This is a genomic window from Chitinophaga alhagiae (assembly GCF_003568665.1).
Taxonomy (GTDB): domain Bacteria; phylum Bacteroidota; class Bacteroidia; order Chitinophagales; family Chitinophagaceae; genus Chitinophaga; species Chitinophaga alhagiae.
Genome location: NZ_QXMH01000003.1, coordinates 747,716 through 769,594 on the forward strand (window position 1 = coordinate 747,716; position 21,879 = coordinate 769,594).

10 protein-coding genes are annotated in these 21,879 nt (G+C 52.7%); 2 read left to right on the forward strand and 8 right to left on the reverse strand.

All coding sequences use genetic code 11. The features are described 5' to 3' along the window. Nucleotides 1–25: 25 nt before the first annotated feature. From D3A97_RS19145 to D3A97_RS19160, 4 genes are all read right to left on the reverse strand, one after another. Nucleotides 26–4,165: a putative Ig domain-containing protein gene (locus tag D3A97_RS19145; protein WP_198674074.1), complete on the reverse strand. Its 4,140-nt coding sequence runs from the start codon at nt 4,163–4,165 to the stop codon at nt 26–28. A gap of 328 nt (nt 4,166–4,493) precedes the next feature. Further along, nucleotides 4,494–6,038 (reverse strand): RagB/SusD family nutrient uptake outer membrane protein, encoded by a 1,545-nt coding sequence (locus D3A97_RS19150; RefSeq protein ID WP_119080117.1) that lies wholly within the window; start codon nt 6,036–6,038, stop codon nt 4,494–4,496. Between the two features lie 12 nt (nt 6,039–6,050). Beyond that, nucleotides 6,051–9,227: a SusC/RagA family TonB-linked outer membrane protein gene (locus D3A97_RS19155; protein WP_119080118.1), complete on the reverse strand. Its 3,177-nt coding sequence runs from the start codon at nt 9,225–9,227 to the stop codon at nt 6,051–6,053. Between the two features lie 34 nt (nt 9,228–9,261). Next, nucleotides 9,262–13,290: an SMP-30/gluconolactonase/LRE family protein gene (locus D3A97_RS19160; RefSeq protein ID WP_198674075.1), complete on the reverse strand. Its 4,029-nt coding sequence runs from the start codon at nt 13,288–13,290 to the stop codon at nt 9,262–9,264. Nucleotides 13,291–13,549: 259 nt separating this feature from the next. On the opposite strand from D3A97_RS19160, the gene D3A97_RS19165 reads away from it, so the two are divergent. After that, the gene (locus tag D3A97_RS19165) at nt 13,550–14,437 is read left to right on the forward strand and encodes an AraC family transcriptional regulator (protein ID WP_119080120.1); all 888 of its coding nucleotides are present in this window, start codon (nt 13,550–13,552) and stop codon (nt 14,435–14,437) included. A gap of 17 nt (nt 14,438–14,454) precedes the next feature. On the opposite strand, the gene D3A97_RS19170 is transcribed toward D3A97_RS19165, so the two are convergent. The 4 genes from D3A97_RS19170 to D3A97_RS19185 form a co-directional block, all read right to left on the reverse strand. Further along, on the reverse strand, nt 14,455–16,593 hold the full coding sequence (locus D3A97_RS19170) for an outer membrane beta-barrel family protein (RefSeq protein ID WP_119080121.1): 2,139 nt from the start codon (nt 16,591–16,593) through the stop codon (nt 14,455–14,457). Between the two features lie 78 nt (nt 16,594–16,671). After that, on the reverse strand, nt 16,672–17,415 hold the full coding sequence (locus tag D3A97_RS19175; RefSeq protein ID WP_119080122.1) for a LytR/AlgR family response regulator transcription factor: 744 nt from the start codon (nt 17,413–17,415) through the stop codon (nt 16,672–16,674). Next, nucleotides 17,408–19,240, reverse strand: coding sequence for a tetratricopeptide repeat-containing sensor histidine kinase (locus tag D3A97_RS19180; RefSeq protein WP_119080123.1), 1,833 nt, complete (start codon nt 19,238–19,240; stop codon nt 17,408–17,410). The genes D3A97_RS19175 and D3A97_RS19180 overlap by 8 nt, the downstream gene beginning before the upstream one ends. 74 nt (nt 19,241–19,314) lie before the next feature. Further along, nucleotides 19,315–20,493, reverse strand: a complete 1,179-nt coding sequence (locus tag D3A97_RS19185) for a multiheme c-type cytochrome (protein ID WP_119080124.1) — start codon at nt 20,491–20,493, stop codon at nt 19,315–19,317. Nucleotides 20,494–20,768: 275 nt separating this feature from the next. Between D3A97_RS19185 and D3A97_RS19190 the strand changes: the two genes are divergently transcribed. After that, nucleotides 20,769–21,848 carry a TlpA family protein disulfide reductase gene (locus D3A97_RS19190; RefSeq protein WP_119080125.1) on the forward strand — a complete coding sequence of 360 codons (1,080 nt, stop codon included), beginning with the start codon at nt 20,769–20,771 and terminating at the stop codon, nt 21,846–21,848. Nucleotides 21,849–21,879 lie beyond the last annotated feature (31 nt).

Here is a 21,879-nt window from a genome sequence, read left to right on the forward strand (position 1 = left end):
ACATAAGTCAATTCGTATAGCTTTTTTAATGCACAATTATTTTCCTGGCCCCCATTCTTTCAATCACAACCAGATAAATACCTGGTGTTAATTGATTGCTTACATTTATTTCCATTCGACCCTTCACTACAGTCAACACTTTGCTATATACCAGCACACCAACAGTATTATAAATTTTTAATAACTGTGGATCAGGAGAGGAAAGTGTCATCTCAATTGTAAACCTGCCATTATTGGGATTGGGATATACAGTCCAGGCCTGTTGCAATATCGTATCACCTTTTGAGTTTAAATTTGTATTAAGAGCAGCTATTTTTTCGAGTAAACCCGCAGACATCAATAAGTGACTGTCATCCACCACTTCTATACTAATTGTATCCGAATCAAACCCAACATTATTGTATGCTGTAACAACGTAGCTTGCAGATCCAGATACTACAGTCGGAGTTCCGCTGATGGTACCTGTTGCACCTTCGAAAACAAGCCCCGCCGGCAAAGACGGACTTATCGAATAACCCGTAACCGACACCTTGCGCACCTTATGATTACCATCAACCACATATATTCTTCCCTTGCCGTCAGCAGTTACATCCACCGGGTATTTAAACTCCGCCGAACTGCCCACAGTATCAGCCGACCCCATTGAACCGCTGCCGGCCAACGTGCTTACTACCCCGGTGGAAGTTACTTTCCGGATCTTATGATTATTGTAATCCGCCACGTAGATATTGCCTAAATCATCTGCACTTATCCCGAAAGGATTGGCAAAACTGGCGGCAGCTCCTGTCCCGTCAGTTGATCCCGAAGCTGTTTGACCTGCCAAGGTGCTAACCTCTCCCGTCAGCGCTATTTTCCTTATCCTGTTATTACTGTAATCCCCAACATAAATAGCGCCTGCCTGGTCAATGGCGATACCTACAGGGTTATTGAATTTGGCTGACAAGGGGTTTACCGAATCCAGATAGCCAGACACGCTGCCCGCCAGCGTGGTTACCACACCGGCCGGCGTGATTTTCCGGATCTTATGATTATAACGGTCAGCTACATAGATATTTCCCGACACGTCCGTAGCCAGCCCGAACGGATAATTGAACTTTGCTGCACTACCGCTGCCATCTGCAAAACCCAGTATACCAACAGTACCCGCAAGTGTGCTGACTACACCTGCAGGAGTGATCTTGCGGATCGTGTGGTTCTTCATATCACTTACATAAAGATTGCCAGCCGTATCAATAGCGATACCGGCAGGTTCCCGAAAACCAGCCGCTGTTCCAATTCCATCAGCAGAGCCCGCTGTACCGCTGCCGGCAAATGTGCTCACCACGCCGGAAGGGGTGACTTTCCGGATAAGATGATTATTCCGGTCGGCTACGTAGATATTTCCCGTCTTATCCATTGCTACCCCGTGCGGCCCGTTGAAGGTTGCCTCTATCTCCAGTCCATTCGCTGAACCCGCAACTCCGCTACCGGCAAAAGTGCTGACCTGTCCATAGGCGGCAACAGCGGGTACAGGCCCACCACTATTGACAGGGATCTGAAAGGATGTTTCGATGCTGGTATAATAAGTTTGCGGCGTACTATAGCTGATTTGCGGAGGAGCGTCACTGTATAATTCTATACTAAAGGTATCCGAATCAAACCCAACATTATTGTATGCTGTAACAACGTAGCTTGTAGATCCAGATACTACAGTCGGAGTTCCACTGATGGTACCTGTTGCACCTTCGAAAACAAGCCCCGCCGGCAAAGACGGACTTATCGAATAACCCGTAACCGACACCTTGCGCACCTTATGATTACCATCAACCACATATATTCTTCCCTTGCCGTCAGCAGTTACATCCACCGGGTATTTAAACTCCGCCGAACTGCCCACAGTATCAGCCGACCCCATTGAACCGCTGCCGGCCAACGTGCTTACTACCCCGGTGGAAGTTACTTTCCGGATCTTATGATTATTGTAATCCGCCACGTAGATATTGCCTAAATCATCTGCACTTATCCCGAAAGGATTGGCAAAACTGGCGGCAGCTCCTGTCCCGTCAGTTGATCCCGAAGCTGTTTGACCTGCCAAGGTGCTAACCTCTCCCGTCAGCGCTATTTTCCTTATCCTGTTATTACTGTAATCCCCAACATAAATAGCGCCTGCCTGGTCAATGGCGATACCTACAGGGTTATTGAATTTGGCTGACAAGGGGTTTACCGAATCCAGATAGCCAGACACGCTGCCCGCCAGCGTGGTTACCACACCGGCCGGCGTGATTTTCCGGATCTTATGATTATAACGGTCAGCTACATAGATATTTCCCGACACGTCCGTAGCCAGCCCGAACGGATAATTGAACTTTGCTGCACTACCGCTGCCATCTGCAAAACCCAGTATACCAACAGTACCCGCAAGTGTGCTGACTACACCTGCAGGAGTGATCTTGCGGATCGTGTGGTTCTTCATATCACTTACATAAAGATTGCCAGCCGTATCAATAGCGATACCGGCAGGTTCCCGAAAACCAGCCGCTGTTCCAACTCCATCAGCAGAGCCCGCTGTACCGCTGCCGGCAAATGTGCTCACTACGCCGGAAGGGGTGACTTTCCGGATAAGATGATTATTCCGGTCGGCTACGTAGATATTTCCCGTCTTATCCATCGCTACCCCATATGGCCCGCTAAAGGTTGCCTCTATCCCTGTTCCATTCGCTGAACCCGCAACTCCGCTACCGGCAAAGGTGCTGACCTGTCCATAGGCGGCAACAGCGGGTACAGGCCCACCACTATTGACAGGAACCTGAAAAGGCATTTCTTTATCGGTATAATAAGCTTGCGAGGTGTTATAGCTGATTTGCGGAGGAGCGTCACTACGTACTTCTATACTAAAAGTGTCCGAATCACTGCCGGCGTTATTATACGCTGTAACAATATAACTTGTAACTCCGGATACAGCCAGCGGGGTCCCGCTGATGATGCCTGTTGCCCCGTCAAAGCTAAGCCCCCGGGGCAAAGACGGACTAATCAAATAACCAGTATTCGATACGTTACGGATCAGGTTGCCGGTAAACTCCGCTACATATACGCTGCCCGATGCATCTACTTCAACCCCAAAAGGGTTATTAAAAGTAGATTTATTGCCTACACTATCCGTTTGCTCCGGGCAGGCGCACGTACAACCACCGAGCGTCACGACTATACCACCTGGTAAAATTTTACGGATCTTATGATTCCCATAATCGCCCACATAAATACTCCCTGCTTCGTCAACCGCAACACCCACTGGATTATTAAATCCCGCCAAAGCAGCAGCTCCGTCAACTGAACTTACAAATCCATTTCCAGCCACCGTACTGACTACGCCACCGGATGTGACCTTCCGGATTCTATGATTGTACCGGTCAGCCACATAAATATTCCCCGACATATCAACAGCCACCCCGAATGGATAATTAAACTTTGCCGAGCTGCCGTTCCCGTCAGCGAAACCCAATACACCAACAACGCCCGCAAGCGTGCTTACTACCTGTGCGGGGGTGATTTTACGGACCGTATGGTTCTTCATATCGCTAACATAGAGATTGCCAGCCGTATCAATAGCGACACCGGCAGGCTCCCGAAAACTTGCCGCCGTTCCAACTCCATCAGCAGAGCCCGCCATACCACTGCCGGCAAACGTGCTTACCACGCCAGAGGGAGTAATTTTCCGGATAACATGATTCATGCGGTCCGCAACATATACGTTGCCGGCGGCATCAACTGCGATGCCCTGAGGCCTTGCAAATTTTGCCGAGATACCTGTTCCATCAACATATCCGCTATCACTCCCTGCAAACGTAGTAACCACACCTGCCGTTGTGATCCTACGTATCCTGTGGTTAAGGAAATCTGCAACGTAAATGTTCCCTAAACTATCTTTTGCCAGATCAACAGGTGAATTAAAAGAAGCGAGCATAGCACTGCTATCTGTCGAACCTGCGTCACCGCTTCCGGCAATAGTAGTGACACGACCATATTCACTGGATGGCATGGGTCCTCCTGCGTTCACCGGTGTCAGCGGTGTAATCGCGTTATTCACCATATAGATTTGCGGGCCATTGTAGCTGATAATCGGTCGCTGCGCCAAAAGAGCAGTATTATAGAGGATAAACGTTATTAAATAAAGAAAAAATATCTTCATACGTGAGAGGATTTGCAGTAAATACTGATTAGCGTAAAGTAAGTATCCAATAAAGCGGAGCGCAGACTTCATCGAAATCGCCCAGCCTAATACGATTTTCCAGCAAGTTTATTTAAAACACCAGAGCAAATGCTGGCTAGATACATTCTTTCTCATGCCATAGGAACTAAGAACTTGAATTGGCAGACAGTTCAAAATTGGAGATAAATTGGCATTAGTTCCCCACCAAAAATATCTAAAAGCGCTCCGATATTATCCCTCACATCTACTAACCGCGGCAAGAGCAGATTGTTGATCAGTTAACCTCTTCATATTCCGAATGCCAATTTTATTCCCAACCGGGGTTTTGCTGCAGATTCTTATTGATGCCCATTTCCCGCTCCGGTATTGGCCAGAGCACATCGCGGGCTTTTGCGTTTGTAAAATATTCTACCAGGGGGCTGGTGGGCATCTCTACGCGGAACGCCGCTGCTCCTTCCTCCATGCGGGCCAGGAATTTGTTCCACCTCACCAGGTCTCTTTTATGCAGGCCTTCATAACAAAGCTCGCGGGACCTTTCCGCCTCAATAAAAAGCTGGAACGCTTCCTTTGTCAAACCGCTGATATCTTTATCCGGGTCAGGCGTGTTTACCGGCAACCCGAGCCCTCTTCTCCGCACTTTATTGAGCGCTTCAAACCCTTCCGCCGTTGGGCCGTTCACCTGGTTATCCGCTTCGGCGAACATCAGCAGCACATCCGAATACCGAAGCAAGGCAAAGTTCTGCGGCGTATTGGGGCTGGTGATGTCTGAAGACGCCAGCTCATACTTTCGGTACCACTTGCCGGCATACCGGTTGAAGCGCACCGTAGCGGGCCGGGGTATTTCATTGGCGCCGCTGTTGGTATAGGGCGCAATGCACCAGTCCCGCCTCAAGTCCCCAGCTTCGTAAGAATCATATAACCACGCTACGGAATAGACCCAGCCGTAAGACACGCCCGTTACCGAAGTAGTGCCGTAGAGTACGCCGAAGTTGGTGCCTACCCGGCCGGCCTGCTGGTAAGGCGGCAGGGAGTTACCCCAGAATTCCACTTCCAATATGCTTTCCTGGATGTCATATTTATCCTGGGCGTAGTTGATGAATACCTGCTGGTAGCTGGGGTTCAGGTCATGAATGCCGGCGTCTATCACCTTCTTTGCCCACTTTCTGGCTTCTGTGTAGCCGGCCGGGTCGTTATGCGGCCACCCCGCCATATACAGGTGTACCCTGGCCAGCATGCCTTGTACGGCAGACTTGTTCACCCTGCCTCCAAACCCCAGCTCCGTGATGGGCCTCACCAGGGTTTCCGCTTCCGTCATGTCTTTTACTATCTGTGCATATACTTCTTTGGCGGGCGTTCTGGCCACGTTGCCGCCGTCTGGCGTGGTCACCGGTTCCAGTACCATGGGCACATCACCAAAGTTGCTGACGAGTACGAAATAGAAATACGCCCTGAGGAACAATGCCTCTCCCTTGATATTGGCGCGTTTCGTTTCATCCATTTCAGGCTTCTGAATATTGGCCAACAGTATGTTAGCCCTGCTGACGCCTTTGTAAAACACGCGCCATAGGTTGGTGATATTGATGTCTGAAGGCACTACATTGTACACCTGCACGCCACCGGTACGTCTAAACCATCCTTCATCGGCATCGAGTCCCATGTAACCCTGCATCAGATTACCGTAGGTCGAAAGATCCGCCAGAATATCATAAACCCCGTTCAGTCCTACATTCAATTGTTCTTCCGTGGCATAATAGGTAGCCGGGGAAAGAAAGTCGGACGGTTTGGTGTCCAGAAAATCTTTACATGACATCTGGCTGATCAGGAGTATAAAAACTATCATTCCCTTTTTCATATGCTAATAGTTTTAAAAAGTAACTTTTAAACCAAACACGATTGTTTTTGGCTGCGGATAAGCAGAGAAATCAAACCCTGGGGTCAGGATCGTGTTGCGCGTGGACACTTCCGGGTCCATACCGGAATAATTGGTCCAGGTAACAAGATTCTGCGCCGTTGCCGATACGCTGATATTTTTCACCAACAGTTTTTTCAGTATGAAAGCAGGTAACCGGTACTCAAGGGAAACAGTTTTAAGCCGCAGATAAGAACCATCTTCAATGGTCATGGAAGACAATACGCCATTGGGGCCCGCGCCAGACGCGGCGCCACCAACACCTGCCCTGAAGTACGTATTGCTGGGATTTTCAGGCGTCCACCGGTTCACATAGGTTGCGTACTGATTCTGCAATGGGCGTACATTATATCCGCCTTCAAATAAAATCCTGTTGGCATTAAAAATATCGTTCCCGTAACTCCACTGGAAAAAAACATGCATGCTCAGGCCCTTCCAGGAAAAGTTGTTGCTGAGGCCGCCGATGTGTTTGGGCAGGGTGCGGCCTATCACCGTTCTGTCTGACGAATTCACCACCCCGTCTCCCGTAATGTCTTTATACTTGATATCGCCCGGTTTGATATTGGCGCGCGGGTTGCCGTTGGTGGGCAGGTGCGCCTTGAGCACGTATGCGCCGGATGAATTGAGATCAAAATCTTCCAGCTGGTACACACCGTCCCACAGCACCCCCCAGAAGGCAGACACCGGCTGCCCTACCTTTGTCTGGTACAGGGGTGTGGAAGAATAGTTGCCGTCCCAGCTCACCGTGCTGAACATAAAAGGTTCACTGTCATTCAGCCGCAGTACCTCGTTCTGGTTGAAGCTGATGTTAAAGCCTGTTTCCCATCTAAATTGGCCATTGTTGATGTTGGTAGTGGCCAGTGTAAACTCCAGGCCGGTATTCTCAATAGAGCCGATGTTCTTGTATGCGGTGGTATAACCCGCTACGTAGGAGATGTTGGCATTCAGTAACAGATCGTCCGTTACCTTCCGGTACCAGTCGGCATTCAGAGACACCCGGTTGTTGAACAGCGAGAGGTCTATGCCCACGTCCGTCTGTTTAGACCGTTCCCATTTCAGGTTGGCATTGCCAAGGTCTGTAGGCCCACCGCCCCTGGACGGCTGCTGGTTATTGAAGGAATAATAATCTACCGTTTGTATGCGGAGAGAAGGCAGATAGCTGAAATCCCCTACTCTATTGTTGCCCGCCAGGCCGTAGCTGGCCCTGATCTTGGCCTCATTGAGAAAAGACAGCTCTTTCAGCGGCGCCCATTCGCTCAGCCTCCAGGCAAAGGCGCCGGAGGGGAAGTAGCCCCAGCGGTTTTCAGGAGAGAACTTGGAGGAACCGTCCGCCCGCATGGTAAACGTCAGGAAATATTGCCCGCCGAAATTATAGTTGAGGCTGCTGAAGAGCGACTGCAGCTTTGATTCTCCGATCACAGCAGTGTTAGAAAGCGGTACGCCTTCATCAAGCCCGCTCAGCCCCAGTTCCTCGTTGGGGATGCTCTGCACCCGCAAGCCCATGCTTTTGGCCTGTATCCGCTGAAAGCTCAGGCCCGCCTTGGCATCCAGGTTATGTTTGCCCCATTGCCGGGTATAGGAAAGGATGTTTTCGTTTGACAGGAACTGTATCTCGCTGTAGGTGGCGCCCGCCTGCACGCCCAGGGCCGTAATGCCCGGCCGTGTAATACCGAGCCTTGACCGGGAGTTGTGAAAGTAGGTGTTCTCTCCCAGCCGCCTGTTCATCATGCCCCGCACGGTGAACGTAAACTGGTCCGCCAGTTTGTAGGTGAGGTAGGTGTTGATATTGATATCCGTCAGCTTGTTCTGCATGTCCTCATTTTCCACCATCATCACCGGGTTCATCCTGAAATCATTCCCGGGGTTGAGGAAGGGATCTTGCAGCTCGTTTTCCAACGCTGCTTCCGCGCCCGGATCCGGGCCGGCTACGGGCCTGTACCCCCATGCGCTGACAAACAATGCGCTGGTGGCAGACCCGCCAATGATACCGCCTGATGCCTGGATGCCCGAGGCTTTGTCCTGGCTGTAGTTCAGGTTAACGCCGCCGGTCAGGTCCTTGGTCAGCCGCTGGTCCAGGTTCACCCTGAGCTGGTAACGTTTGTACTGCGTGTTGAGAATAGGGCCCAGGCCATTGTAGACAGAGCCAGACACGAGGTACTTGGTCATGTCATTGCCGCCGGAAACGGAAATGTTGTGAATATTGGTGAGCCCTTTTCTCAGGAGCTTGTCTTGCCAGTTGATGAACTTTGCGTTGCGGTAGCGTTCAGGGTCTGGTGTTTCACTCGGGTCAAGGTCAGGATAATACACCGCTGCCGCCTCTGTGGGGAAACGCTCCAGCTGGAACTTGATGAACTCGTAAGAATCCATCATAGGCATGCGTTTAGTAATGGTGCTGACGCCGAGGCTGCCGTTATACTGGATCACCGGCGCCGCGCTTTTCCCCTTGCGGGTGGTGATCACAATTACGCCGTTAGCGCCGCGGGCGCCGTATATGGCGGTAGACGAAGCGTCTTTCAGCACGGTAACGGACTCAATATCGTCCATGTTCAGCGAGCTGAGGTTGAACCCTTCGTTGGGGAAACCGTCTATGACAAATAACGGAGATACATCCTGTGTAATGGAGCCAATGCCGCGGATCGATATCTGCGGCTGCGAACCCGGCTGCCCTTCCGGCGATTGTACGGAGAGCCCTGCCACGCGGCCGGCCAGCGCATCTCCCAGCGATGGTACCGGCGCCTTCACTACATCTTTCATGTCTACAATGCCCACCGCGCCCGTGAGGTCGGTTTTTTTGACGGCACCATATCCCACTACCACTACTTCTCCCAATTGTTTGTTGTCCCGGGCCATGCTGACGTTCAATGCACCGGGCCCGGCCGGCGCCTTTCGTTTGAGGCTCAGATAGCCCAGTAACCTGAATTCCAGTTCTGTTACCTGTTCAGGAAGAAGGATGGAATAGCGCCCCGCGGCATCCGTCTGTACGGTGAGCCTGTCTGACGCCAGCACTATCACCCCCGGCAGCGGCGTACCGTCTGCATTATCTGTTACCGTACCGTTGATGGTCCGCTGCTGGGCGTACCCATGGTAACAACATAAAAGAAGGGTCATCAGGCAAAGAGATAATCTTCTCATATCTAAATGTTTTTAACGTGGTGGCAAAGGCCGGTTATTCAAGAATGACAATTTTTTTCGCTCCCAGTTTGTCGATAGAAAGAATATAAATTCCCGGTTTGAGTTTTACTGGCAGTATGATGCGTATGGTGTTTTGCTGAACGTTCTCCTGGCGCCTGTACATGAGCCGGCCGTCCATAGCATGGAGGCTGACCCATGCCGAAGGCGCGGACGCGCCGGGTATGTTGACGGATATGGTGTTCAACGATACCGGGTTGGGATATACAGACCATGCAGGTGTATTGTCTGCCGCCTTTTGGAGAGAGATGTACTGTACAGTAGAATCTTTTGCAGCGGCCATAAAACCGCCGCCGCCCGTTACGGATAAGGTCAGCACATACCCGTCCCGGCCCGCGCTGTTGAACGCGGTGATGATATAATCCGTAGCTGGTGAAACGGCCGTTGGCGTACCGGCAATAATACCGGAAGCGGGGTTGAAGCTCAGGCCCGCAGGCAGCGTTGGCGTGATGGTGTAGCCGGTGGCGGTGATCTTCCTGATCCTGTTATTTGTAAAGTCCGCTACAAAAACGTTCCCCATAAAATCAACCGTTACCCCTGCCGGGTTGTTGAAGCTGGCGGCGGCGCCCGTACCGTTGGCCGAGCCGCTGGAACCGCTGCCTGCCAGGGTGCTCACCACGCCGGCCGGCGTGATCTTCCTGATCTTGTGATTGCTGTAGTCCCCTACGTATACATTGCCGCCCAGGTCTGTGCTGACACCGAAGGGGTTGTTGAAGCTGGCGGCGGTACCCGTGCCGTTGGCGGAGCCGGCGCTGCCGCTGCCTGCCAGCGTGGTCACTACGCCCGCGGTGGTGATCTTGCGTACCAAATGATTGCCGTAGTCTCCCACATACAATGTTCCATCCGGCGCTATGCAGACGCCTACAGGATTGTTGAAGCTGGCGGCAGTGCCTGTGGCATTGGTGGAGCCCGCCGCGCCGCTGCCCGCAAACGTGGTTACCACACCCGCCGGTGTTACCTTCCGGATGCGGTGATTGTAACGGTCTGCCACGTACAGGTTGCCAGCGGCATCCGCCGTAATACCTATCGGGTAATTAAAGCTGGCCGCGGCGCCGGTACCGTCCGCAAAACCCAGGGTTCCGCTGCCCGCTATGGTAGTCACCACCCCGGCGGTGGTTACCCGCCGTACTTTGTGGTTCTGCAGATCTGACACATACAAGTGCCCGTCTGGCGAGAGGGTAATACCCGAAGGTTCGTTGAAAGTTGCACCCGCGCCCGTACCATCCGCCGCACCGGCTACGCCGCTGCCCGCCAGCGTGGTCACCACGCCGGCAGCCGTGACCTTCCTGATCTTGTGGTTCACGCGGTCTGCCACGTACACCGTACCGTTCACGTCTACCGCTACGCCGTACGGCTTGCTGAACAGCGCCCCGCTGCCCGTACCGTCTGTTGAACCGGCAGCCCCGCCGCCGGCCAGCAGGCTGGCAGCGCCATATACTTCAGCAGGCACCATGCCGCCGCCGTTGATGGGGCTCAGTATGGTTACCGGTTCTCCTTCCGGCAGCTCCGCAGGGTTGATATATGCAATGCTCGGAGGCTGCGCCGCCAGCACTTCTATGCGCATGGTATCCACATCGTACCCCGCGCTGTTGAAGGCGGCTACGGTATATTCAACCGGTGGGCTCACGGCATAAGGCGTTCCGGATATTGCACCGGTAAGCGGGTTGAACGTGAGGCCGCCCGGCAGTGCCGGGTGCAGTATATACCCTGCTGTGGGAATGATCTTGCGGACCCTGTTGTTGAGAAAATCAGCCACATACACATACCCTACCGCATCAGCCGCCACCCCCGCGGGGTTGTTGAAGCTGGCGGCGGCGCCCGTACCGTTGGCCGAGCCGGCACTGCCAGTGCCCGCCAGTGTGGTTACCACACCGGCTGGCGTGATCTTCCTGATCTTGTGATTGCTGTAGTCCCCTACGTATACATTGCCGCCCAGGTCTGTGCTGACACCGAAGGGGTTGTTGAAGCTGGCGGCGGTACCCGTGCCGTTAGCGGAGCCGGCGCTGCCGCTGCCTGCCAGCGTGGTCACTACACCTGCGGTGGTGATCTTGCGCACCAAATGATTGCCGTAGTCTCCCACATACAATGTTCCATCCGGCGATATGCAGACGCCTACAGGATTGTTGAAGCTGGCGGCAGTGCCTGTGGCATTGGTGGAGCCCGCCGCGCCGCTGCCCGCAAAAGTGGTTACCACGCCTGCCGGCGTTACCTTGCGGATGCGGTGATTGTAACGGTCTGCCACGTACAGGTTGCCAGCGGCATCTGCCGTAATACCTATCGGATAATTAAAACTGGCCGCGGCGCCGGTACCGTCCGCAAAACCCAGGGTTCCGCTGCCCGCTATGGTAGTCACCACCCCGGCGGTGGTTACCCGCCGTACTTTGTGGTTCTGCAGATCTGACACATACAAGTGCCCGTCTGGCGAGAGGGTAATACCCGAAGGTTCGTTGAAAGTTGCACCCACGCCCGTACCATCCGCCGCACCGGCTACGCCGCTGCCCGCCAGCGTGGTCACCACGCCGGCAGCCGTGATCTTCCTGATCTTGTGGTTCGCGCGGTCCGCCACGTACACCGTACCGTTCACGTCTACCGCTACGCCGTACGGCTTGCTGAACAGCGCCCCGCTGCCCGTACCATCTGTTGCGCCGGAAGCCCCGCCGCCGGCCAGCAGGCTGACCGCCACATCTCCGGTAGACGGTACCGTTCCGCCGCGGCTCACAGGGAGCAGCGTGGAAATGGTGACCGCCTGGCGAAATACGTGCGGGGTAGCATAGGCTATTTTAGGAACATTGGTATCTACCACGCTGATGTTGAGCGTAAAAGCATCTGACCCGCTTGGGTTGCCGGCCGTTATCACATAATTGGCCGCCGGTGAATTTTCAGCAGGCGTGCCGCTGATCACGCCGGTGGCGCTATTAAACGTAAGGCCTTCAGGCAGCCGGGCGCTGATGGAATACCCGGTAAAAGCGGTTTTGCGGATCACATGGTTGGCAAAATCCCCGGTAAACAGGTAACCGTTAGCCGCTACCGCAATGCCCAGGGGATTGCGGAACGCCACCGAGTCCGGGTTTGTGCCGTTCTCCAGGCCCGGGCAACCGCAGCCGGTTACGGTGGTCACCTTCTGGTCTGGCGTGATCTTCCTGATCTTCTGGCCGGAAAAATCCGTTACAAAAATATTTCCCTGTGCGTCCGCGGCCACCCCAATGGGGTTGTTGAACTTGGCGGCCGTTCCCGCCCCATCGTCCGCACCGGCAGACGCTACGCCGGCGTAAGTGGTAACAACGCCCGCCGGCGTGATCTTGCGGATACGCTGGTTGGTCCTGTCCGCCACAAATATATTCCCCGCACCATCTATTGTTATGCCGATGGGGAAATTGAACCTGGCGGCAGTACCCGTACCATCGGCAAAACCGGCCGTGCCGCTGCCGGCCAGGGTGGTTACCACACCGGCGGCGGTGATCTTTCTTATCTTATGATTCCTCAGGTCGCTTACAAAAACATTGCCGCTGCCATCTACCGCAACGCCGGCCGGCTCATTGAAGCTGGCACCCGTGCCGGTACCATCCGCGGAACCGGCGGTTCCGCTGCCGGCCAGCGTGGTGACCACGCCCGCGGCAGTGATCTTGCGCACCACGTGATTATACCGGTCTGCTACAAAAACGTTCCCGGCGCCATCCACGGCCAGGTCATACGGCCCCGAAAATTTTGCGGCCGCGCCGGTACCATTTACATAACCGCTGTCTGAGCCCGCCAGGGTGGTTACCACGCCCGCGGGAGTAGCCTTCCTGATCCGGAAGCTCTTGAAATCCGCCACGTAAACATTCCCTGACGCATCTATATCTATACCGGAAGGGAAATTAAAAAGAGCGGCGGCGCCGGTGCCGTCCGCATCGCCGGGCGTACCGCTGCCGGCCAGTGTGGAAGTTTGCCCGTACACGGTAGCGGGTACTGACCCGCCGCTGTTGGAAGGTGTCAGCGGACTGATGGCCTGGCTTTTCAGGAACACCGCCGAAGCCGGTGAATAGCTGATGTTTGGCGCCTGTGCAAGTACTGCATTACCAACGTAATAATGAAGAAAAAGTACTAAGCAAGGTAGAATTTTTCTCATGTCGTAAAGGCTAAGAACAGGAATTGGTTGACAGTTCAAAATTGGAGAAAAATTGACCGCAGTACTCCACCAAAAATATCTAAAAATGCTCCGATATTATCCCTTATGCGATAATTTTAGGTAAATTACAAAATGTAGTGACTTTAAAAAAAGCGTTATGAAACCAGTATTAATGCGGCATGTGGAAGTAGTGAACGAATCTTTCAAGGCCTGGAGAAATGCCCGGCCATACATGCATAATCCCTGGCATTACCACCCTGAATACGAGATCACGTTCATCAACCGCGGCAGGGGCACTTTGCTGATCGGGGACGCGGTGCTGGACTATGATAACAACTCCCTTGTGCTGCTGGGGCCCAACATCCCGCATGAGTGGCGCAGCAGCATGACGGAGCAGCCAGACATGTCATCTCACTCCATGGCGGTGCATTTCAGGATGAACATTTTCGGCCACGTGTTCTGCAATATTCCCGAGATGGCCACTATCAATGATTTCCTGGAGCAATCGCTGCGGGGCATCACGGTAAAAGACCCGGACGTTATCCGGACGGTGAAACTGAAGCTCAACCAGTTGCTGCAAACAACAGGCATTGAAAGGATCGGGCTGCTGCTGTCTATCCTCAACATCATGAGCAATGCCAAGGAACTGTATTACATATCCAGCAACAACTTTGTGAACAGCGTGCATGAAGACCACGATAACCGGATCAGCTTTGTGCAGAAATACGCCATGGCCAATTTCAGGAAACAATTATCCGTAGAGCAAATGGCGGCAGAGGTGTTTATGACGCCCACTTCGTTCTGCCGTTTTTTCAAGAAAAGAACGAACAAGTCTTTCATACAATACGTGAACGAGATCCGCATTGCCTATGCCTGCAAGCTGTTATATGAAGAAGACCTGCGCATTTCCAACATTGCCGCGGAGTGCGGGTTTGACAGCCTGTCTCATTTCAACAAACAATTCAGGAAAATAAAGTCCGTCAGCCCCCGGCAATTTGTGCGGCAAACCGTGCGGCCCGCCCTGCAGCCTAACCGCGATCATTAGTACCGCGCCGCCCGCGGTCAGTTCATCCTGCTTTTTTCGTCAGAATTATTGGCGTCTATCCGCTTTTTGGTGAACGCCTTGCCCGCGCTGAAGCTCCACATAAAAGAGAGGGCGGCCGTACGGGTGGGCCTTTTCTGGTAAAAATCCATGGTGGTACCGGCCAGTTCTGTAAAAGACCTTTCCGCAAAGGTGTTGAAGATGTCCGTTATGCTGAGGCGCACACGGGCCTTGTTTTGCAGGATGCGGCGGGACATGCCCAGGTCTACATAAAAGATATGGGCCATGCGGGAATTATCCCTTGTAAAAGGCGAATTGTACTCCGCGTACAGGTCAAAGTCCGCTACCTTTTGCCAGGTATAGGTATGCATGGTTTTGAGAGAAATAGAGGTACGGGAGATCCGTACCTCATCTATTTCCGTGGTAGCAAAATATAGCAACAAGCCGTTATCCGCGCGCCAGTTTTTGAGAATGGTAAAAGGCGCGCTCAAAGACAACCCTACCTCGGTATGACCCGGGTAGTTCTTTGACATGTGCTCAATTACACGTTCCTGCAAAGTGCGGGCAGTTTGCGCTATATAGTTAGTGGTAGCTTTAACATATAGGTCTGCCGTGTACTCCCGGTGCCAGGTATAACCTGCCTGTATACTATGTGTGTATTGGGGTTGCAAATTCGGGTTCCCCACCAGCACCGCAAAGTCATTGACCTGCAGGCGGTAGGGGTTCAGATCATTATAGGCCGGCCGCCGCACCCGTCTTGAATAGTTGAGGTGAACGGAGTTGCCTTCCTGCTCCTGCAGGGTATGATCTACAAATAAAGACGGGAACCATCCAAAATAGTTGCGCGAAATGGTCTCTCCCGTAATAAGCGAGTGGCCGCGGGACCAGGTTTGCTCTCCCCGCAGGCCGGCCTTGATGCTGGTCTTGTTGATCCGCCTTTCGTAAGCACCGTAAAACATCAGCAACTGCTCCCGGTACCGGAAATCATCGCTGGCGCCGCTGTTTTTTGCCCAGCCGGTACCGGCGCGGTCTTCGGCCAGGATGGTATTATGGCGGTCTATTGTCACATATTTGAGCCCGGCCCTCACCCCGGACTTGTTGCGAAAGGCCCTGGTATAATCCGCCTGGGCGCTGTACATGTCCGTACCGCTGGGCGTGGCCGTGCGGAGGCCGCCGCTCAGCGCGGTATCCGAGTAGCGGGACACGAGGGTATTGGTCTCTTCCTTATCTGCCTGGGAGTAATCGGCAATCACCTTGAGCGAAGAGCCCAGGCTGTCCATATTCCAGGCATAGCTGAGGGTGGAGCTGCCAAAGCGCGGCGTTCTGACCCATTCCGTAAAGGCGTTGCCGGTGGCGGGCTGGTCTGGCCGGTTGTAATCTATATCAGAATAAAAACGCTGAAAGAGGCGGCTGCTGCTGCCATTGTGCTGCAGGGTGAGGCTGTGGGCGGCGGAGATATCATATACCACCCCGCCGCGGTACTGGGCGCGGCGGTTGTTATTATCCCGCTCATTGTAATAGTAGATGCTGCTTTTGTCTGCATAATCCGTAGCCGTGTAGCCGGTGTAGAAGCTGTTGTCCCGCACATAGTTGAAGCCGCCGAAAACATACAGCTTCTTCAGCTTGTAATCTACAGAGAGACCAGCGCCCGCATACGGCTTTTTGCCCTGTTGTTTGTACTGTGCGGATGCGGTACCTGTGATACCTTGCTGGCGGCCTTTTTTCAGGATGATGTGAATAATGCCGCCGGAGGAGGCTGCTTCAAACTCGGCGGGGGGATTGGCAATTACTTCTATTCTGGCAATATCTTCCGAGCGGAGCGTTTTAAGATATTCCGCCAGCTCCGGGCCAGACATACGCTGCACCACGTCGTTGATCATCACCATAACAGATTGCGTGCCGCCAATGCGTATGCCGCCGTCCGGGCTTACCCAGAGGCCGGGGGATTTGCGCAGCACGTCCAGCCCGTCATACCCGTTGGCCAGCGCGCTGTTCTCTATGTTGATGATGTAACGGTCTGCCTTGCGGGTCACCATGGGGCGGCGGGCAGATATGTTCACTTCCTTCAGCGTTCTGACCGTGTCTTTCCGCTGCGCGGCCGCTTCCGGGGCGCAGGCCAGGTATAAACAGGCGGCAAAAACGGTGCAGGCAGCTTTCATACCGTAAAACTATGGCAGGCGGCAGGTGGGGCCAACAAGCATTGAGCAGTTGACGGGAACGGATGAGCCGTTGCCTGCCTATTTGCCCGGCTGCAGCTTTTTCAGGAGCATTTCCTTGCGGGAGCGGGATACATCTATGCTGGCGCCATCGCTCATGAGCAGGCTGCCGCCTTCTCCCCTGTTGTATTTGCGCACCTCTTTCAGGTTCACAAGATAAGAATGGTGCACACGGAGGAACTGGTGCTCTTCCAGCATTTCCTCTATCTCTTTCAGGGTGCGGGAAATAATGAGCTTCTGGTTGCCGGTGAGGTTGAAAATGGTGTAGTTGCTGCTGGAGCTGCAATACAAGATGGAATTTACCGGTATGATCTGCAGGCCCTCCAGCGTGGGCAGGGCAATACGGTCTACCGTAGCAGGCTGCAGACGGGAGAGCAACAGCTCCATCTGCTGCTGCAGGGAGCCCGGTCTTTTTTCAGACACGCGCGCCACCGCCGCTTTCAGCTCCTGCGGGTCTACCGGTTTCAGCAGGTAATCCAGCGCGCTGAAGCGGATGGCCTTGATGGCATACTGGTCATAGCTGGTGGTAAAAATGCAGTCGAACAACACCGGGTGCAGCATTTCCAGCACCTCAAAGCCGTTGAGCCAGGGCATCTCCACATCCAGGAACACCAGTTGGGGCCGCAGGTCCCGGATGATCTTCACGGCCTCCTTGGCGTTGTTGCACACGGCCATTACCGCCACATCAGGACAGTGTTTTTTGAGCAAGGTAACCAGGGCCTGGGAAGCATAGTGTTCATCATCTACGATCACCGCATTAATCATGTACCTGTTTGTTTTTGATCTTTAAAATTACCGAAGTTCCCGCTATGTCTCCCTTATTGTCCCTGATATCTTCTGTTATGAAGGAGGCACCGGACTGGTCGTCATTAAACAGCGCCAGCCTTTCCGCGCTGAGCCGGTTACCGAAGGACGCCACTTTTTCTACCGGGGCGGACTTATAGGAGGCCGCCCTTTCGCGGCCAATGCCATTGTCTTTTATGATGCATACCAGTACATCGTTCTTCATGCTGAAATGGATATTCAGCCTTCCTTTCCCGTCTTTATGCAGCAGCCCGTGCCAGATGGCGTTTTCGCAGAAGGGCTGCAAAATAAAAGACGGCACAAATATCATGGACGGCTCTACGCCCGGTTCAAATTCAATGGAATAATCGAACGCCTCTTTGAACCGCAACTGCTCCATGTTGAGGTACAGGCGCAGCATATCCAGCTCCTCCTCCAGGGTGATGGTGGTTTTGCCCGCGTTCACCAGCACAGTGCGGATGAGGCGGGAAAAGCGGGTGAGGTATTCAGACGCCTTGTCACTCTCCTCATTGAGGATAAAGTGGTTGATGGAGCTGAGGCAGTTGAAGATAAAATGCGGGTTCATCTGTGCCCGGAGCGATTTCATTTCCAGCTCCGCCGCCCTTTGCTGCAGGCTCAGGTTTTCGTTTTTGTACCGCAGGCTGATAATGAAAAAGGCAAAGAGGGCCAGTATACATACCCCCGCAATGCAGAGCACCAGCACATTGCGCTGGCCTTTGAGCCGCTCGGCCTCCGCCTCCTGCCGGAAGCTGAACATTTTCCGCCTGAAGTTATCCGTGATAATGGAGTCTTTCAGCGCTTCCTGCTGCTTATGGTAGGCCAGGGCCTTGCCATCTTCTCCCTTTTCTTCATAAATGGCGGCCAGCAGCTCATAAGCCTGCTGGCGCGGCTGGCGGGCGCCGCCCTGGGAAGAATGCTCCAGGGAGCCGTAAGCCATTTTAAGCGCACTATCCAGCTGATGGCGTACCAGGTATACCCTGCCCAGGCCCAGCATGCTGCCAATGATGATGTTGATGTCTGTAATGCGGCGGGCTTCTTTGTGCAGGGAGTCAAAGTAACGGAAAGCCAGGTCGTAATTCTTTTCCTGGAGGTAGAGGTTGCCCAGGCGCATGCGTACCAGCTTGCGGCCGGCATTGCCCTCCAGCGCCCTTGCATAAAATTCTTTTGCCTCTTTGGTATGCCCCATGGCTGCATACAGCTCGCCCATACGGTGGTACAGCTCCCGGTAGGGGTACTCCGCCCGGGTGGGGCCTAACTGCTCCGCTTTGCGGTAGTAGGCCAGAGCCGTTTCAAAATCTCCCATGCTGCGGTAGAGGGCGCCCATTTGCGTGAGGGAGAGCACGTAGTTGAAGTTATTTTTGCTGCCTTTGTACAGCTCCAACCCTTCCGTAGTGGTTTTGAAGGCAGACTCGTAATCTCCTATGTCGTCATAAATATTGCTCAAAATACGGAGGGCCGTGGCCTGGTCCATTTTAGCGCGGGCGCGGCGGAAGTACTTTACGGCCAGCCTTACGGTGTCTGCCGCTTCGTGAAACCTGCCCGTATACCAGATGGCCTGCCCGAGGCCCTGCAGGGCGTGCGCATACAGGTAATCGTCTTCCAGCTCCAGGGCAATGAGGCGTGCCTGGTGGTACTGCTCCCAGGCCTGGGTAGGCTCATAACGCCACAACAGGCGGTTGCCCTGCTGAATGAAGTGCTGGCACCGGTCCGCCTTTTCCTTGTCCGCCCCGTACAGGGAGGCGCCAGCCAGGCAGGCCAGCAGCAGCATGCATAAGAATCGGTACATATCAGCAATAAAGCTAGCAAAATCCGGTCAATGTGGCCGGCGGGATGATTACTTGGAGCGGTTGGGTGAGCCGGTTACGGTAATTTGTTGTAGACCGCAATGAGGTGCGTACGGATGGAATCCGGCGTGGGGCTTTTCTGGCCGTTGGTCAACAGGGTAATGGAGCTGGAGGGGAGCGCAGGCATGTGGCAATCTATACAGTTCTGCTGCAGGGTTTTGACCGGCAGCTCCCTGTTTGTGCAGAAGTTGTGGCTCTCCGGCTGATGGCAGCTCATACAGCGTTGCGAGAACAGCTGCATGTCTGTGCGCTCCGTCACATGCGGGTTATGGCAGGAGGAGCAGTTCATGGTTTGCCCGCTTTGTATGAAACACTGGCTGGCGGCCAGTAACTGGTACTGGTTGCCATGCACGTCCATTTCCGAGGGTTTCTGCGGGAAGGGAACGGTGGGCAGCAGGTACTCCGCCAGGGCATTGCCCGGTTTGAACTGGAAGGGCGACTTTTGGAAAGGCCGGAGGCCGGAATGGCAGAGGGCGCACATATCCAGCTGGCGTATGTTGTGCAGGGTGTCTATGGTGACCATATAGCGGGCTTCCTTTACCTCCGGGTGCGCGGTGTGGTAATTTACGTGTTCCGCGGCGGGGCCATGGCAGCGCTGGCAATCTATACCGGCTATCATTTCCCTCTTTTCGAACTTTTCTACCTTTTGTACACCGGTTATTTCATCTTTTACGGATACGGCGGAGCTGTGGCAGCCGAAGCAGGTGCTGGGAACCACGCGGTCAAATTTGGGATGATCTGCCGGAAAACCAGGGCTGTTAGCCCAGCTTTTGGCCGGTACAAACCAGGAAATAGGGAGCTGGAAGTACTGCCCCTCCTTCCAATACAAATATGTTTGTGCCTTTCTACCGGAGCCGATGGTAACATCGAAGGGCTGTTTTTCTGTTTGGTGGCCGTTGGTGTAGGCGGCCTGGTAGAGCGTGGTGTCTTCTTTTTCGATCTTTAGCACCATGTTGTTCCCGAAATGGAAGGTGTTGTTGGCCGCGGTGGCGGGGGGCTTTAGCGATGATGTATTGGCGTGGGCGGTTTGCGCATAGGACTCGCAGATCTCTTTGTGGCAGGAGATGCATGTGGGGGCGGCGGCAAATTGGGGGCCGCGGGGGTCTGCAGGTTTGGGCGGACGGGTTTGGCACCGGCAGAGGGCGATGATGGTTAATATAAGGGCGGTCAGGAGGATGAGGTGGTGTTTGTTCATACGGTAATAACAAATATACAAGAATCCCTGCAAGCACCTTTATTACATCGATAATCTAAAATACTACATCTAAGGAATTGCCAAGAATTTGTCGAACTCTTTTTCTCTTGATAAGCAAAAAAAAAAAAATCCTTCACCCTATATAGCACTATTCCGAATCTTACATGGGTAACTTTAATGGAAGCACAGTCATTTTTGATTGAATAACAGCATAGCCGAAAAGGCAAAATGCCAAAATGACAGGCGACCAAATAAAATCTATTTAACACTTCACCATGCATTTTTTGCTCTTGTTTATGTCAGCAATACTGCTGTGTTGCACTCCGGTCTGTATTGCTCAGCAGCCGGGGGGATTTACTTTGAAGGGAAGGATAGTAGATCTCCCAACTAATTCAAAACTCTATCTTGTTCAGGATACTGACACCTTAGCAATAGCAACAAGCCAAGGAGAAAGCTTTCTTTTCATTGGCCATATAGATGGCCAGGCAAACTACTATTTCTTAAAACTTGATACATCTATTACTAATAAGGGCAGTGAGGCACTCTGGTTAACAAATAAGAACATGGAGCTAACTGGTACACTAAAAACTTGGCCCAAACTAGAGTTGTCAGGCTCTGCCGAACACCTCGAGTATAAGAAAATGATGAAAATATCTGATTCATCACTAACGAAAGAAGAAAAACTACTTGAGTATAAAAAATTCGTCCTTCACAATCCAAATTCGCTATACGCCCCACATTTGTTGACTCGCATTTCTGGGCTATTGTCATCTGAAGAAATTTCTATTCTATATTCCGGCTTAACCGAAAAAGCGAAGGCAAGCCATTACGGGGAACTACTACATAACAACATTAAGGGAAGCAAAAGTAGCAATTGGAATGACACATCTAATGATATTACATATATACAGGATTTCACTATCACCGATACCAATGGCTCAAAGCGCTCAATACTAGATATCGCAAAAAATAGTCAGTATACATTAATCGATTTTTGGGCAAGCTGGTGTGCCCCCTGTCGTTCTGCTATTCCTTTATTAAAAAAAGCTTATGAAGATTTCCATCCAAAAGGTTTCAACATATTAGGAATATCAATTGACAAAAATAAAGAAAAATGGCAAGAAGCTGTCAAAATTGATAGTACAAAATGGGTTCATGGACTTGATAATGTTCAAGAAGCAAATAAATATATATTTGGTCTTTCTGCAATACCCGCATACATACTTGTAGATAAAAATGGTAAAATAATAAGGTCTACATATATCTCCAAAACAGTTACCCAAACAAATCAAAATAACTTACCAATAACAGATCTGAATTTATATCAAACAATTGCAGAGCTCATACAACAATGATCATCTGTAAAAAAGAATTAAGAATTACACA